We start from the raw sequence: 13,570 nt of genomic DNA on the forward strand, positions 1-13,570 counted from the left end.
CTCCCGTTTTTCGTGGCTGGCATGCCGCTCCCATCAGGGCAGGGCAATACCGTGGCGGGCCAGCAGCTCGATCAGGCCGATCAGCGGCAGGCCGATCAGCGCATTGGGATCGCGGCCTTCCAAGGCCTTGAACAGCACGATCCCCATGCCTTCACACTTGAAGCTGCCGGCACAGTCGAGGGGCTGTTCAGCTTCTACATAGCGGCGAATGGCCGCCTCACCCAGCTGGCGAAAGTGAACGGTGAAGGGTTCTATCAGCTGTTCGGCGCGGCCAGACGCGGTGTCCAGCACGCACAGGCCGGTATAAAAGGTGGCGCTGCGCCCCTGGGCCGCCATCAGCTGGGCCACCGCTCGCTCGACCGTTCCCGGCTTGCCCAGGATCCGGCCATCGCAGACGCACACCTGATCCGAGCCGATGATCAGCCCCTGATCATGCTGGTCGGCGATGGCACGGGCCTTGGCATGGGCCAGCCGTGCCACCAGCGTCAGTGCATCCTCACCAGGCTGCACAGATTCATCAACATTTGGCGCGGCGCACTCAAAGGGGAGGCCCAGCTTTTCCAGCAGGGCTTTGCGGTAACGGGAGGTGGAAGCGAGGATCAGGGGACGTGACATGGCAATCAGGTATCCAGGTTCAGAAACGGGCAGGCGTGGATGGTATCGCCACCGTGCGGCGAGGGCAAATGTCGCCGCCATTCTCTTTTCCAGCATGTCGAGATTGGAAAACACCGCTATCGGCTTATTCATCCGGCCTGACGTTATAGTGCCCCGTCGATGCTACCCATTCGCTGAGGAGTCACCATGGGCCGTTACATACTCTGCTGTTTTTTGATGATCAAGCTCTACCCGGTGGGGATCGATCTCTATCTGGTGGCGTTGCCCAACATAGGCGCCAGCCTTCAGGCCAGCGAGGCTCAGCTGCACACCGCGTTTTCCCTCTATCTGCTCGGCATGGCCGCGACCGTCCCGCTGGCCGGCTTGCTGGCGGATCGCCACGGCCGCAGGCCGGTGATCCTGAGCGGGGCCGGCTTGTTTATGCTGGCGTCGCTACTGGCCGGCAGCGCCGACGACACAGCGCAGTTTCTGCTGGCACGGGTGGGTCAGGGGGCAGGGGCCGGCGCACTCTACATCATGACCTTTACCGTGCTGCGAGACGTGTTGCCACCGGCCCGGCTGGCGGCCGTGCTGTCGGCCATCAATGGGGTCATCTGCGTGATCCCCGTGCTGGCGCCACTGCTCGGCTATCTCATCCTGACCGGCTTCCCATGGCCTGCCATCTTTCAGGCCATGGCGCTGCTCGGTGGCGTGGTGCTGCTGATCAACCTGCTGGGGCTGAAAGAGAGTCTGCCGCTGCACTCTGAGCCATCCTCGCGTGCGTCAGTAGCCCGCTTTGCCTTCTTGCGAGTGCCGCAGTTCCTCTGGATGTGCGCGTTGAGCAGTGCCGGCATGACCTGCATTCTGACCTACGTCAGCACTTCACCCATGATCCTGATGACCCAGAGGGGGCTGGCAACCGCAGAGTATGCCCGCATCATGATGATCATGGCGATGATCAGCATGATCACCTCCTTCTTCGCCCCCTTGTTGCTGCGTCGGCTCCACAAGCACAGCCTGCTCGAGCTGGCCCACGGTGGGTTGGGGTTGGCACTGCTGCTGATCCTGGCCTCTCATCTTGAGAGCTCCTGGGGCCTGTGGCTGCTGCTGGCGGGCTTTGCCTTCACCTGCATCGGTTTTTCTGCGAGCTTCGGCATCGCCATGGGCGAGGCGCTGGCCAGTTGCCGTCATCAGATAGCGCTCGCCAGCGCCACCCTCTGTCTTGCCCAGATAACCGTGAGCGCCGGCTATATCTGGCTGATGGGGTGGCTTGGCTTTGCACCCAGCACGCTGCTTGCCTGTGCCCTGCTCGGCGCCGTGTTACTCTATCTGCTCTTTCGCGCCCTGGGGCCGGCCTTCGACAGCCCCGCCCATGGCGCCCCGGTCATGGAGAATCCCTGAGCATGCGTCCCCTGATCGACCTCGATCTCAATTTGTTGGTGGTATTTCGGCTGTTGCTGCAAGAGCGCAGTGTCACCAAGGCGGCCAAGAAACTTAATGTCACGGCGCCCACCGTCAGCAAGGCGCTGGCGCGGCTGCGCGACTGGTTCGACGACCCGCTGTTCCTTCGCACTCAGCGGGGGTTGGAGCCCACCAATCTGTCGCTCACCCTGGAGGAAGAGCTCAAGGAGTGGTTCCAGCTATCGGGCAACATCGCCTCTCTCTGCGGCAATGCCATTCCGGCGGGGGCCGCGTTCAGGCTGGTGCTGGAGTCGCCCTTTTACATCAGCTTTCTCAATGACCTGCCCATGGTGATTTATGAAACCTATCGCAAATCGACCATCCGGATCATGAACTGGGACCATCACTCCCTCAACGACATCATCAATGGTGATGCCGATCTCGGCTTCTGTGCGAGGGAAACCCACCCCAGCTCGCTGGCCAGGGTCAACCGGCTGCCCTATTACATCGATCACGAGGTGTTGTTCGAAGACAGGCCCATGGTGTTTTTGCGCAAGGATCACCCGCTGCTGGCCCGCACCTGGAACCTCGACAACTTCCTCGCCTATCCCCATGTCAGCGTGGTGTGGGAGGCGAGCGATGCCTGGGCGCTCGACAGCCTGCTGGATGATGAGGGGCTCAGCCGGCAGGTGCCGATCCGGGTCTCCAGCTTCGAGCAGGCGCTGCATATCGCAGCCCAGTCTGACCACGAACTGATCGCGGTGGTGCCCTCCTATTGCGCCAGCTATGCCCGTCAGCACCACGACAATCTGATCTCCTTGCCGCTGCCGCTGGATGAAGCCCTCTATCGGCAACTCGACATCGCCTTCATCCTGCTCTGGCACAAGCGCAACAACCACAACACCAAGGTGCTGTGGCTGCGCGACGAGATCAAACGGCTCTACCACCAGCATATCGGGGCAACCGGCGCAGGTTAACCCTGGCCTCTACCTCGCAGGGTCATAAAAACGGCTATAAGCATAGGAATGGGCAAAACGGGGTCATGGATGATGAGAGTCGGGATATGGCTGTTATGGTTGCTCTGTATACCGGCCTGGGCACAGGGCTGGCACCTGCAGGCGGGGGAGGCGGGCATATTGCTGTGGAGCCGGGCTCATCCCCCTGGCGCTTTTCAGGCTTTGCGCCTGGAGATGAACGTGGCCGCGCCGCCGTCGGCACTGCTGGCCGTACTGCGCGATACTTCCCGCCATCAGGAGTGGCTGCCTCAGAGCCTGGAGGTAAGGGTGCTGGCCAAGCCGGCACCCGATGAAGATCTGGTCTATACCCGGCTCTCTGCGCCCTGGCCGGTACAGGAGCGGGAGCTTATCACCCACTCCCGCCTGCAACGCCTGCCAAATTGCGCCCTGGTGCTGACGGTATGGGCCGCCCCTGATGCACTGCCGCCTTACCCCGGTCGGGTGCGGATCCGCGCAAGTGAAGGACGCTGGGAGGCGGTGCCGCAACTCAACGGCACCACCCTGATACGCCTCGAAACTTATACCAACCCGGGTGACAACCTGCCTGGCTGGCTTATCAATCCCATCGCCGCCCAGGCGGCGCTGGACAGTTTTCGGGCCATCCGTCGCCTGATGGAGGCCATCCCGCCCGAGCCTTGCCCTTGCGCCCGCATGCGGCAGGGGCGCCTAGTCGGGCTGTGCGGCAGCCATCCATGAACCCTGTGGGGGCAGGGGAGTGGTTGAGCCACCTGCGCTGTGAAATGCTGCTGTCAAGGAGTGCGCCGGATCCCCGCCGTCAACGCAAATGCGGCCAGGATCCGGTGTCGGATCCGTGGGTTTATGGCATAATCAGCCACCGGTGAGCGCAAGTTCCGCCATGTGCGGGGGTTGTGAGGTTAAAATCATCGGCGGTAAGGACTTTTTCCTTTGACTATCAGTTGTTGGACCTATAATATTCGCGCCCTATGCAAAAGGTGAAGTTGCCCGTAAAGGTTGATCCAGTCCGTAGTGCCTCGAAGCTGCTCGATTATGTCGGGATAGTGGAAAAGTCGCAGATGCCCAGGCTGGAGGAATCAACCGCAGGCTTGCAGAGTGATATCGATGTATCGCTGCACTTTGGCAAAGATGTCCAGAAGTTGACCGTTATGAAAGGCACTGCCCATGCCAAGGTTGACCTGGTTTGCCAGCGTTGTGGAGAAACATTCGAGCATCTCTGTGAAGCTGAATTTATCTACACTCCGCTGTTCGAGAGAACAAACGAGGAAGAACTGCCGGAAGCTTATGAGCCCATTGAGTTGGACGAAAACGGCGAGATGGATCTTCATCAAATCCTGGAGGATGAACTCATCCTCTCGTTGCCGCAGGTGGCCATGCATCCCATGGATGCTTGCCCGCGCGGTAACATGGAGATGACCTGGGGTGAAATCGAACCTGCTGATGAGCGGCCGAATCCCTTTGCAGTTCTTGAAGAGCTTAAACGTAAGTGAATTTAGGAGTTAGCCTACAATGGCCGTACAACAGAACCGTAAAACCCGTGCCAAGCGTGGCATGCGTCGTTCCCACGATGCGCTGACCACCGCTGCCCTGACTGTTGATCAGACCAGTGGCGAAATTCATCGTCGTCACCACGTGACTGCCGATGGTTTCTACCGCGGTAAAAAGGTAATCGCTTAAGGATTGCCTTTGTCTACGCAAACTGTCGCGCTAGACATCATGGGGGGAGATATTGGCCCCTCGGAAACAGTGCCTGCCGCCGTGCAGGCACTGTCTCTTTTACCCCAGTTAAAACTGATCCTGGTTGGTGACCAACACCAGACCACCCCTCTTTTGCAGCAACATGGCTTGCTGAATCACCCCCGCGTTCGTTTCGTGCATGCATCCCAGGTGGTTGGCATGGGCGACAAACCGATCGTGGCGCTGCGCACCCTGAAAGACTCCTCCATGCGGGTCGTCCTCAATCTGGTGAAGGCCGGCGAGGCCGATGCCTGCGTCAGCGCCGGTAATACCGGTGCGCTGATGGCGATGGCCAAGTGCGTGCTCAAATCCCTGCCCGGGGTCGACCGACCCGCCCTCATCAAGGCGCTGCCCACTCTTTCCGGCAAACGTACCGTGATGCTGGATCTTGGCGCCAACGTCAGCTGTGATGCCGATACCCTGCTGCAATTTGCGGTGATGGGCGCCGTGGTGGCTGAAAAGGTGGAGGGCATTGCCACTCCCAGGGTGGCCCTGCTCAACGTGGGGGAGGAGGAGATCAAGGGCAACGATCTGGTGCGCCACAGTGCCGAGTTGCTGCGCCAGTGCCAGGCGCTCAACTTCGTCGGTTTTGTCGAAGGGGACCGGATCTTCAGCGGTGAGTGCGACGTGATCGTCTGCGACGGTTTTGTTGGCAACGTGGCCCTCAAGACGGCGGAAGGGGTCGTGCGGATGATGGCCCAACTGGCCGGATATCCCCGCAAAAAAAGCAGTTTTCTTGGTCGTATCGCCGGATTTATGTTCAAACGGCGTTTTTCTTACCTGAACCCCGACCAGTATAACGGTGCAAGTCTGTTAGGATTGCGCGGCATTGTGGTAAAAAGCCACGGGCGGGCCGAACGGCGCGCCCTATGTAACGCGATCCTGCTGGCCGCGCAAGAGGCCAAGCATCAACTTCCATTGCAAATAGCAGATCGCCTTGAATCTGTCTTTTCCGACAGGGATCTATAAGAACTCTATGCATAGCAAAATTTTGGGTACTGGCAGTTATCTGCCGAACTCGGTACGTACCAATGCCGATCTCGAACAGATGGTGGAAACCAGCGACGAGTGGATTGTGGAGCGTACCGGGATCCGTGAACGTCGCATTGCCGGTGCCGATGAAACCGTCGCCACCCTGTCTCACCAGGCTGCTCTGCGCGCCCTGGACGCGGCGGGCCTGACCGCTGCCGATCTCGACATGATAGTGCTGGCCACCACCAGTGCCGAGAACGCCTTCCCGGCCGCAGCCTGTGAATTGCAGGGGCTGCTCGGGGTGCAAGGGATCCCGGCTTTTGATGTGGCCGCCGCCTGCGCCGGCTTTACCTACGCGCTCTCCATCGCCGATCAGTTCGTCAAATCCGGTGCTGCCCGCCACGTCCTGGTGGTCGGGGCCGATGTGCTGTCACGCATGTGCGATCCGGAAGATCGCGGCACTATCATCCTCTTTGGTGACGGGGCAGGGGCCGTGGTGATCGGCGCCAGCGAAACACCGGGCATTCTCTCCACCCATCTGCATGCCGATGGCCGTTACGGCGATCTACTCAAGCTGCCGCAGCCGCGCCGCGGTATGCCGGGGGCCGAGCTTGAAGCCTACATGTACATGAAGGGCAACGATGTGTTCAAGGTGGCGGTCACTCGTTTGAGCGAGATCGTCACCGAGACCCTGGCCGCCGCCGGCATCGCGCCGAGCGAGCTGGACTGGCTGGTGCCTCATCAGGCCAACTTCCGCATCATCAGCGCCACCGCCAAGAAGCTTGGCATGGGGCTGGACAAGGTGGTGCTGACCCTCGACAAGCACGGCAACACCTCTGCCGCCTCCGTGCCCATTGCCTTCGATGAAGGGGTGCGTGACGGCCGGATCAAACCGGGCCAGCTGGTACTGCTGGAGGCCTTCGGCGGTGGTTTTGCCTGGGGCTCGGCGCTGGTTCGCCTCTGATCGTGGTCGGGATGAGCAATCTGGCTCATCCTGCTGCTCTCATTTTTGTCTTATCTAAAGGAATCAATGATGACCCAATTTGCCATTGCCTTCCCGGGACAGGGCTCCCAAACCGTCGGCATGCTGGCCGAGCTGGCCGAACAACATGCCGTGATCAAGGAGACCTTCGCCGAGGCGAGCCAGGTGCTGGGTTATGACCTGTTTGCCCTGGTGATGGATGGTCCGGCCGACGATCTGAACAAGACCTGGCGCACCCAGCCCGCCTTGCTGACAGCCTCTGTCGCGCTGTGGCGCCTGTGGCAACAACAGGGTGGGGCAACCCCCGCCGTGATGGCTGGCCACAGCCTGGGTGAGTACTCCGCCCTGGTGTGCAGCGGTGCACTGGCCTTTACCGATGCGGTCAAACTGGTCGAGCTGCGTGGTCTGGCCATGCAGGAAGCCGTGCCGGAAGGCACCGGTGCCATGGCCGCCATCATCGGGCTGGACAATGACGCCATCGCCGCCAACTGCGAAAAAGCGGCGCAAGGACAGGTGGTCTCCCCGGTCAACTTCAACTCTCCGGGCCAGGTGGTCATCGCCGGCCACAAAGAGGCCGTCGAGCGTGCCAACGTGCTGATGAAAGAGTCCGGCGCCAAGCGTGCACTGCCGCTGCCGGTCTCCGTGCCTTCTCACTGCGCCCTGATGAAACCTGCCGCAGAAAAATTGGCAGCTGCGCTGGACGGGATCGAGATCAAGGTTCCTGCCATCGCTGTCATCAATAATGTCGATGTATCCTGTGAACAGGATCCGGCCGCCATCAAACAGGCTCTGGTGCGTCAGCTGTTCAGTCCGGTTCGTTGGACCGAGACTGTCGAGCGGATGGCCAATGAGGGGGTTACCCTCGAGATCGAGATGGGACCGGGCAAGGTATTGACCGGGCTCGCCAAGCGCATCGACAAGCGCGTGGAAGGTATTCATGCCAACGACGCCGCCTCTTTCGAGCAGGCGCTGGCCCAGATCAAGTAAACAGGAGCAAGTAATGAGCTTTACCGATAAGGTTGTGTTGGTGACCGGTGCCAGTCGTGGCATCGGCCGTGCAATTGCCGAAACTTTTGCGGCCCGTGGCGCCAAGGTAGTCGGCACGGCAACCAGCGAGAGCGGCGCCGAGGCGATCAGCGCCTATCTGGGTGAACAGGGTTGCGGCATGGCGCTGAACGTGACCAGCCAGGAATCCATCGAAGCCGTCTTCGCCGCCATCAAGGCGCGTTTTGGTGACATCGACATCCTGATCAACAACGCCGGTATCACCCGTGACAACCTGCTGATGCGGATGAAGGACGATGAGTGGAACGAGATCATCGACACCAACCTCACCTCCCTGTATCGACTGAGCAAACCGGTGCTGCGCGCCATGATGAAGAAGCGCAATGGTCGCATCATCAGCATCGGCTCCGTGGTGGGCACCATGGGCAACGCCGGTCAGGTCAACTATGCGGCCGCCAAGGCGGGGCTGGTTGGTTTTACCAAGTCGCTGGCCCGTGAAGTGGCCTCCCGCGGCATTACCGTGAACGCGGTTGCCCCCGGTTTCATCGAGACCGATATGACCAAGGCGCTCAATGAAGAGCAGCGTGCCGGCATCATGAGCCAGGTGCCTGCCGCTCGTCTGGGCGATCCAAAAGAAATTGCCGCTGCTGTGGTATTCTTGGCATCGGATGATGCCGCCTACATCACTGGCGAAACCCTGCATGTTAATGGCGGGATGTACATGGTGTAATCAATTTGTCGTGAGATCTGTTCAAATTTGCGATAGTACGCCGAAGTTTGGCGAATTTCGTGGTTTGACCAGCGGCAAGCCACTTGCAAACTCACGTCAATTGAATAAACTACCCCAACCAGACGCAATAGCGTATTTTTAAAGGAAAATTCAGGTCATGAGCAACATCGAAGAACGCGTAAAGAAAATCATCATCGAACAACTGGGTGTTAAAGAAGAAGACGTTAAGAACGCTGCCTCCTTCGTCGACGACCTGGGCGCTGACTCTTTGGATACCGTTGAACTGGTAATGGCGCTGGAAGAAGAATTCGATACCGAAATTCCTGATGAAGAAGCCGAGAAGATCACCACTGTTCAAGCGGCTATCGACTACATCACCGCTAATCAGGAATAAGTTCCTGTTCTGAAAGAAGCGGCCCAAGGGCCGCTTCTTTTATGTTTACCCCTTTTCAAAACACCTCTCGGAGACTACCTCAGTGTCAAAACGCAGAGTCGTGGTGACCGGCTTGGGGATGCTTTCCCCGGTAGGCAACACTGCCGAATCCAGCTGGCAAGCCCTGCTCAACGGGCAGAGCGGCATTTCTCCCATCGAACACTTTGATGCCAGCGAGTTTGCGACCCGTTTCGCAGGCCAGGTCAAGGATTTCGATCCCGAGCAGTACGGTATCAACCGCAAAGAAGCTCGCAAGATGGATCTCTTCATCCAGTACGGTATCGCCGCAGGCATACAGGCGCTGGATGATGCCGGTCTCGTCATCAACGAGGCAAATGCCGAGCGCGTCGGTGTGGCGATCGGTTCCGGTATCGGCGGCCTGGGTCTGATTGAACAGAACCACAGCAGCTTGGTCAACGGTGGCCCCCGCAAGCTGAGCCCCTTCTTCGTGCCGTCCACCATCATCAATATGGTGTCCGGTCATCTCTCCATCATGAAGGGTCTGCAAGGGCCGAACATCGCCGTGACCACCGCCTGTACCACAGGTACCCATGCCATCGGCATGGCCGGCCGGATGATCGCCTACGGTGATGCGGACGTGATGGTGGCCGGCGGCGCCGAGAAAGCTTCCACCCCGATGGGGATGGGGGGTTTTGCGGCGGCCAAGGCGCTCTCCAACCGCAACGACGAGCCCACCAAGGCCAGCCGTCCGTGGGATAAAGATCGCGACGGTTTCGTGCTGGGTGATGGCGCCGGGGTGCTGGTGCTGGAAGAGTACGAACATGCCAAGGCCCGCGGCGCCAAGATCTACGCCGAGCTGGTCGGTTTTGGCATGAGTGGCGATGCCTACCACATGACGGCGCCTCCCGCTGACGGCAACGGTGGCGCCCGCGCCATGCAAAATGCCATCAAGGATGCCGGCATCGCCCCCGAGCAGGTGGGTTACATCAACGCCCACGGCACTTCCACCCCCCTGGGTGACGTGGCCGAACTGCGCGGCATGAAAGCGGTGTTTGGCGAGCATGCCAAATCCCTGATGATCAGCTCCACCAAGTCGATGACCGGTCACCTGCTGGGTGCCGCCGGCGCCATCGAGGCGATCATCACGGTACTGGCGCTGCGCGATCAGATGGCGCCGCCCACCATCAACCTGGACAACCCGGATGATGAGTGCGATCTGGACCTGGTGCCTCATGTTGCCAAGGCTGGCAACTTCGAATACGCCCTCTCCAATTCCTTCGGTTTTGGTGGCACCAATGGCTCACTGATCTTCAAACGCGTATAATTCGCCCTGGGCGGATAGTATGGGCCCGATACGACAGTATCGGGCCTTTTTTATCGGAGGGATCCTTTTGCTGATCAATGGAATACCGACAGACAGCGTTTCCGCCATGGATCGTGGCCTGGCTTATGGCGATGGCCATTTCACCACCTTGCTGGTCAAGGATGGTCACCCCGTCTGGTGGCCGGCTCACCTGGCACGGCTGCAGCAAGCGAGCGCCAGACTCGGCCTTGCCGAGCTGGACTGGCAACAACTTGGTGACGAGGTCGCCGGGATGGCTCGCGACCAGACGCTGGCGGTGATCAAGGTGATGCTGACCCGAGGCAGCGGTGGTCGGGGGTATGATGGCACCGCCTGCCATGCACCGACCCGGATCCTGTCGCTGGCTGCTTACCCGGCTCACTACCCGGCGTGGCAGCAAACCGGTATTCCACTGCTGGTGTGCCAGCAACGACTGGGCGATGCCCCCATGCTGGCGGGCCTCAAGACCCTCAACCGGCTGGAGCAGGTGCTGCTGAAAAGCGAACTTGCGGCGCGTTCGGGAGTCGAAGGTATAGTCTTGAACAGCCGGGGATTTCTGGTAGAAGGGGTCAGTGCCAATCTGTTTTGGCGCCGTGGCAGAACGGTGTTTACGCCGGATCTTACCCACTGCGGCATAGACGGCATCATGCGGCGCCATGTGATGGCGATGCTAAAACAGATGAGCATTGAACTGCGTGTCGTGGAGGCTCCGCTGGAGTCACTGTGGCAGGCCGAAGAGGTATGGCTGACCAATACCCTGATGGGCATAGTGCCGGTGACCGGCATCGGGGAGACCCAATATGCCAGTCCGGTATTGATCCGCCGCTTACAGGAGCGTTTGGTCATTGAAGTTTAATCGGCTTTACACCCTGCTCGCGGGCGCGGCGCTGACAGTCGCCGTGGCCGGGGGCTATGTACATTACAAATGGCAGCAGGTGGAGACGCTCACCAACAAGGGGCCGACCCGCCTCTTTACCGTCGAGAAGGGGGCCCATGCGGCGCGCCTGATCGCCGAACTGGGGGAGGGGGAAACCAGTCCCTGGGCGGTGCGGCTCTGGCTGCGCGGTCACCCCGAGCTGGTTGCCATCAAATCCGGCACCTATGAAATCAAGGAAGGGGCGCCGCTCAAGGAGACCCTCTCCCTGTTCGCCTCCGGCAAGGAGTTTCACTTCAGCCTGACCTTCGTCGAAGGATCCCGTTTCGAGGATTGGCTGAAGCAGCTGGCCAGCGCCCCTTATCTGGAGCGCTTGACGGTGGAGCAGAGCGAGGCGGATCTGGCCCAGGAGCTTGGCATCGACAATGGCAAGCTGGAGGGGTGGTTCCTGCCGGAGACTTACGCCTATACCACCCATGCCAGCGATATTTCCATCCTGCGCCGGGCCTATCAGGACATGCGGGCCTTCCTGCAGCAGAGCTGGGACAAGCGCCAGGCCAATTTGCCTTACAAGACCCCTTACGAGGCGCTGATCATGGCCTCGATCATCGAGAAAGAGACCGGGCAGCCGGAAGAGCGGGCCCAGATTGCCTCGGTGTTCGTCAATCGCCTGCGCCTTGGCATGAAGCTGCAGACTGATCCCACCGTCATCTACGGGGTGAAGGACAGGTATGATGGCAACATCCGCCGCAGCGACCTGACGGATGTGAACCCCTACAACACCTATGTGATCGACGGCTTGCCGCCCACGCCCATCGCCATGCCGGGCAAGGCTTCCATCGAAGCGGCGCTCAACCCCAAATCGACCGACTACCTCTATTTTGTCGCCAAAGGGGGAGGTGCCCACTACTTCTCCAAGACCCTCGATGAACACAATCGGGCGGTCCGCGAATACATATTGAAGAAACCCTAATGTCTAAATTTATCGTGATTGAAGGACTGGAAGGAGCAGGGAAGAGCTCCGCGGTGCGTTATGTGACCGACTATCTGCATGGCCACGGCGTGGCGCGGATCGAGTGTACCCGTGAGCCGGGCGGCACCCCGCTGGCCGAGCGGATGCGGGCCATCGTCAAGGAAGTGCACGACGAGCGCCTCACCATCGAAGCCGAACTGTTGCTGATGTACGCCTCCCGGGTCCAGCTGGTCGAGACCCGCATCAAGCCGGCGCTGGCCGACGGCATCTGGGTGGTGGGCGATCGCCACGATCTCTCGTCCCAGGCCTATCAGGGCGGTGGCCGCGGCATCGATGCCAACCTCATCGGCGCCATCAAACGGGCCGTGCTCGGCGACTTCAAACCGGATCTGACGCTTTATCTCGACATCGATCCCGCCATCGGTCTGCAACGGGCTCGCCACCGCGGTGAACTGGACCGGATCGAGCTCGAGCAACTCAGCTTCTTCGAACGTACCCGCCAGCGCTATCTGGAATTGGCCGCCGCTGATGAGTCAATCAAGGTGATCGATGCCGGCCAAGCGCCGGCGCAGGTCAAGGCGGCCATCGAGGCTGCATTGGCCCACTATCTGAAAGATGAGCCCTCATGTATCCCTGGTTGATCCCGGACTGGCATGCCTTAAGCCAGACCGCCGCGGCCGGCCGACTCGGTCACGCCTGGTTGTTGCTCGGTGATCCCGGTCTTGGCAAGGAGCAGCTTGCGGAACAATTGGCGCGCTTGCACCTCTGTCATCGGCCCGAGCGGGGTGAGCCCTGTGGGCAATGTCACTCCTGCCAGCTGTTTGAGAAGGGCCATCATCCGGATCTGGGCACCCTGACGACGGAGAGCAAGACCATCGGGGTCGAGGCCATCCGCGAGATCTGTTCGCGCCTGCAGAATTCGGCCCAGCTTGGCCGCGGCAAGGTGGTGATCATCCCGGATGCGGAGCGCATGACGGAGTCGGCCGCCAACGCCCTGCTCAAAACCCTGGAAGAGCCTGCCGGCGACAGCTTGCTGCTGCTGATCGCCTCCCAGGTTTCCCGCCTGTTGCCGACCATTCTCAGTCGCTGTCACAAACATGTCTGCCAGTTGCCTGCCGAGGGTGAGACGGTGCGCTGGCTGGCCGAGCAGGGTCATCAGGCCACGCTGGCCCAGGTACGGATCTGCCAGGGGGCGCCGCTGCGGGTGCTGCGCTATATCGAAGAGCAGCAAGACAGTGCCCGCCGGGATCTGCTGGAGAGTTTTCTCGCGCTGGCACAGACGCCGACCCGGGCCAACCACGTGTGCGGTCTGCTGGCGAGCGATACCCAGGTCAGGCTGCACTGGTTGCAGCTGTTCTTGTGCGATGCTCTCAAGACGCAGGCCGGTTGTGGTCATCATCAGCTGGCGATGCCGGATCTGACGGCACTCAGCCAGCAACTGGCCGAGCTTCATTCCAGCGAGAAGCTGCTGGAGGCGGAGCAACAGCTGGTCGAGCTGAAGATGGCCTGTCAGCCGGGGCAGCTCTCCAATCCCACCATCCATCTGATGAACTGGCTCACTCGCTGGTTATAGA

At 60.4% G+C, this 13,570-nt stretch carries 16 protein-coding genes; 15 read left to right on the plus strand and 1 reads right to left on the minus strand.

Annotated features, from left to right (window positions below):
* Nucleotides 1-33: 33 nt before the first annotated feature.
* Nucleotides 34-615, minus strand: coding sequence for a Maf family protein (locus ACPW75_RS08415; protein WP_179101470.1), 582 nt, complete (start codon nt 613-615; stop codon nt 34-36).
* 186 nt (nt 616-801) lie between these two features.
* Between ACPW75_RS08415 and ACPW75_RS08420 the strand changes: the two genes are divergently transcribed.
* The 15 genes from ACPW75_RS08420 (at nt 802) to holB (ending at nt 13,569) form a co-directional block, all read left to right on the plus strand.
* A complete protein-coding gene (locus ACPW75_RS08420) occupies nt 802-1,995 on the plus strand; it encodes an MdtL family multidrug efflux MFS transporter (protein ID WP_077097017.1) in 1,194 nt (397 codons plus the stop codon).
* 2 nt (nt 1,996-1,997) lie between these two features.
* Nucleotides 1,998-2,972 (plus strand): HTH-type transcriptional regulator YidZ, encoded by a 975-nt coding sequence (gene yidZ / locus ACPW75_RS08425; RefSeq protein WP_017764484.1) that lies wholly within the window; start codon nt 1,998-2,000, stop codon nt 2,970-2,972.
* 69 nt (nt 2,973-3,041) lie between these two features.
* On the plus strand, nt 3,042-3,707 hold the full coding sequence (locus tag ACPW75_RS08430) for an START domain-containing protein (RefSeq protein WP_077097015.1): 666 nt from the start codon (nt 3,042-3,044) through the stop codon (nt 3,705-3,707).
* A gap of 248 nt (nt 3,708-3,955) precedes the next feature.
* Entirely contained in the window at nt 3,956-4,477 is a 522-nt protein-coding gene (yceD, locus tag ACPW75_RS08435; RefSeq protein ID WP_011706102.1) for a 23S rRNA accumulation protein YceD, read from the plus strand.
* A gap of 19 nt (nt 4,478-4,496) precedes the next feature.
* Nucleotides 4,497-4,664, plus strand: a complete 168-nt coding sequence (gene rpmF, locus ACPW75_RS08440; protein WP_005300935.1) for a 50S ribosomal protein L32 — start codon at nt 4,497-4,499, stop codon at nt 4,662-4,664.
* Between the two features lie 9 nt (nt 4,665-4,673).
* Complete coding sequence (gene plsX / locus ACPW75_RS08445; protein ID WP_077097013.1) at nt 4,674-5,693, plus strand: phosphate acyltransferase PlsX; 1,020 nt, start codon at nt 4,674-4,676, stop codon at nt 5,691-5,693.
* A gap of 7 nt (nt 5,694-5,700) precedes the next feature.
* Nucleotides 5,701-6,660, plus strand: a complete 960-nt coding sequence (locus tag ACPW75_RS08450) for a beta-ketoacyl-ACP synthase III (RefSeq protein WP_017408410.1) — start codon at nt 5,701-5,703, stop codon at nt 6,658-6,660.
* A 69-nt stretch (nt 6,661-6,729) separates the two neighbouring features.
* On the plus strand, nt 6,730-7,665 hold the full coding sequence (gene fabD, locus ACPW75_RS08455; RefSeq protein ID WP_024944762.1) for an ACP S-malonyltransferase: 936 nt from the start codon (nt 6,730-6,732) through the stop codon (nt 7,663-7,665).
* Between the two features lie 13 nt (nt 7,666-7,678).
* Nucleotides 7,679-8,413 (plus strand): 3-oxoacyl-ACP reductase FabG, encoded by a 735-nt coding sequence (gene fabG / locus ACPW75_RS08460; RefSeq protein ID WP_005300916.1) that lies wholly within the window; start codon nt 7,679-7,681, stop codon nt 8,411-8,413.
* 157 nt (nt 8,414-8,570) lie between these two features.
* On the plus strand, nt 8,571-8,807 hold the full coding sequence (acpP, locus tag ACPW75_RS08465) for an acyl carrier protein (RefSeq protein ID WP_005300909.1): 237 nt from the start codon (nt 8,571-8,573) through the stop codon (nt 8,805-8,807).
* 82 nt (nt 8,808-8,889) lie between these two features.
* A complete protein-coding gene (gene fabF / locus ACPW75_RS08470; RefSeq protein ID WP_017408413.1) occupies nt 8,890-10,131 on the plus strand; it encodes a beta-ketoacyl-ACP synthase II in 1,242 nt (413 codons plus the stop codon).
* A 19-nt stretch (nt 10,132-10,150) separates the two neighbouring features.
* Entirely contained in the window at nt 10,151-11,005 is an 855-nt protein-coding gene (pabC, locus tag ACPW75_RS08475; protein WP_077097011.1) for an aminodeoxychorismate lyase, read from the plus strand.
* A complete protein-coding gene (mltG, locus tag ACPW75_RS08480) occupies nt 10,995-11,996 on the plus strand; it encodes an endolytic transglycosylase MltG (protein ID WP_016350715.1) in 1,002 nt (333 codons plus the stop codon). The genes pabC and mltG overlap by 11 nt, the downstream gene beginning before the upstream one ends.
* Complete coding sequence (tmk, locus tag ACPW75_RS08485; RefSeq protein ID WP_077097009.1) at nt 11,996-12,637, plus strand: dTMP kinase; 642 nt, start codon at nt 11,996-11,998, stop codon at nt 12,635-12,637. Before mltG ends, tmk begins: the two co-directional genes overlap by 1 nt.
* Nucleotides 12,622-13,569, plus strand: a complete 948-nt coding sequence (gene holB / locus ACPW75_RS08490; RefSeq protein WP_077097007.1) for a DNA polymerase III subunit delta' — start codon at nt 12,622-12,624, stop codon at nt 13,567-13,569. Before tmk ends, holB begins: the two co-directional genes overlap by 16 nt.
* Nucleotide 13,570: the final 1 nt, after the last annotated feature.

Origin of the sequence: Aeromonas sp. FL131 (assembly GCF_049860615.1) — a bacterium.
Taxonomy (GTDB): domain Bacteria; phylum Pseudomonadota; class Gammaproteobacteria; order Enterobacterales; family Aeromonadaceae; genus Aeromonas; species Aeromonas hydrophila.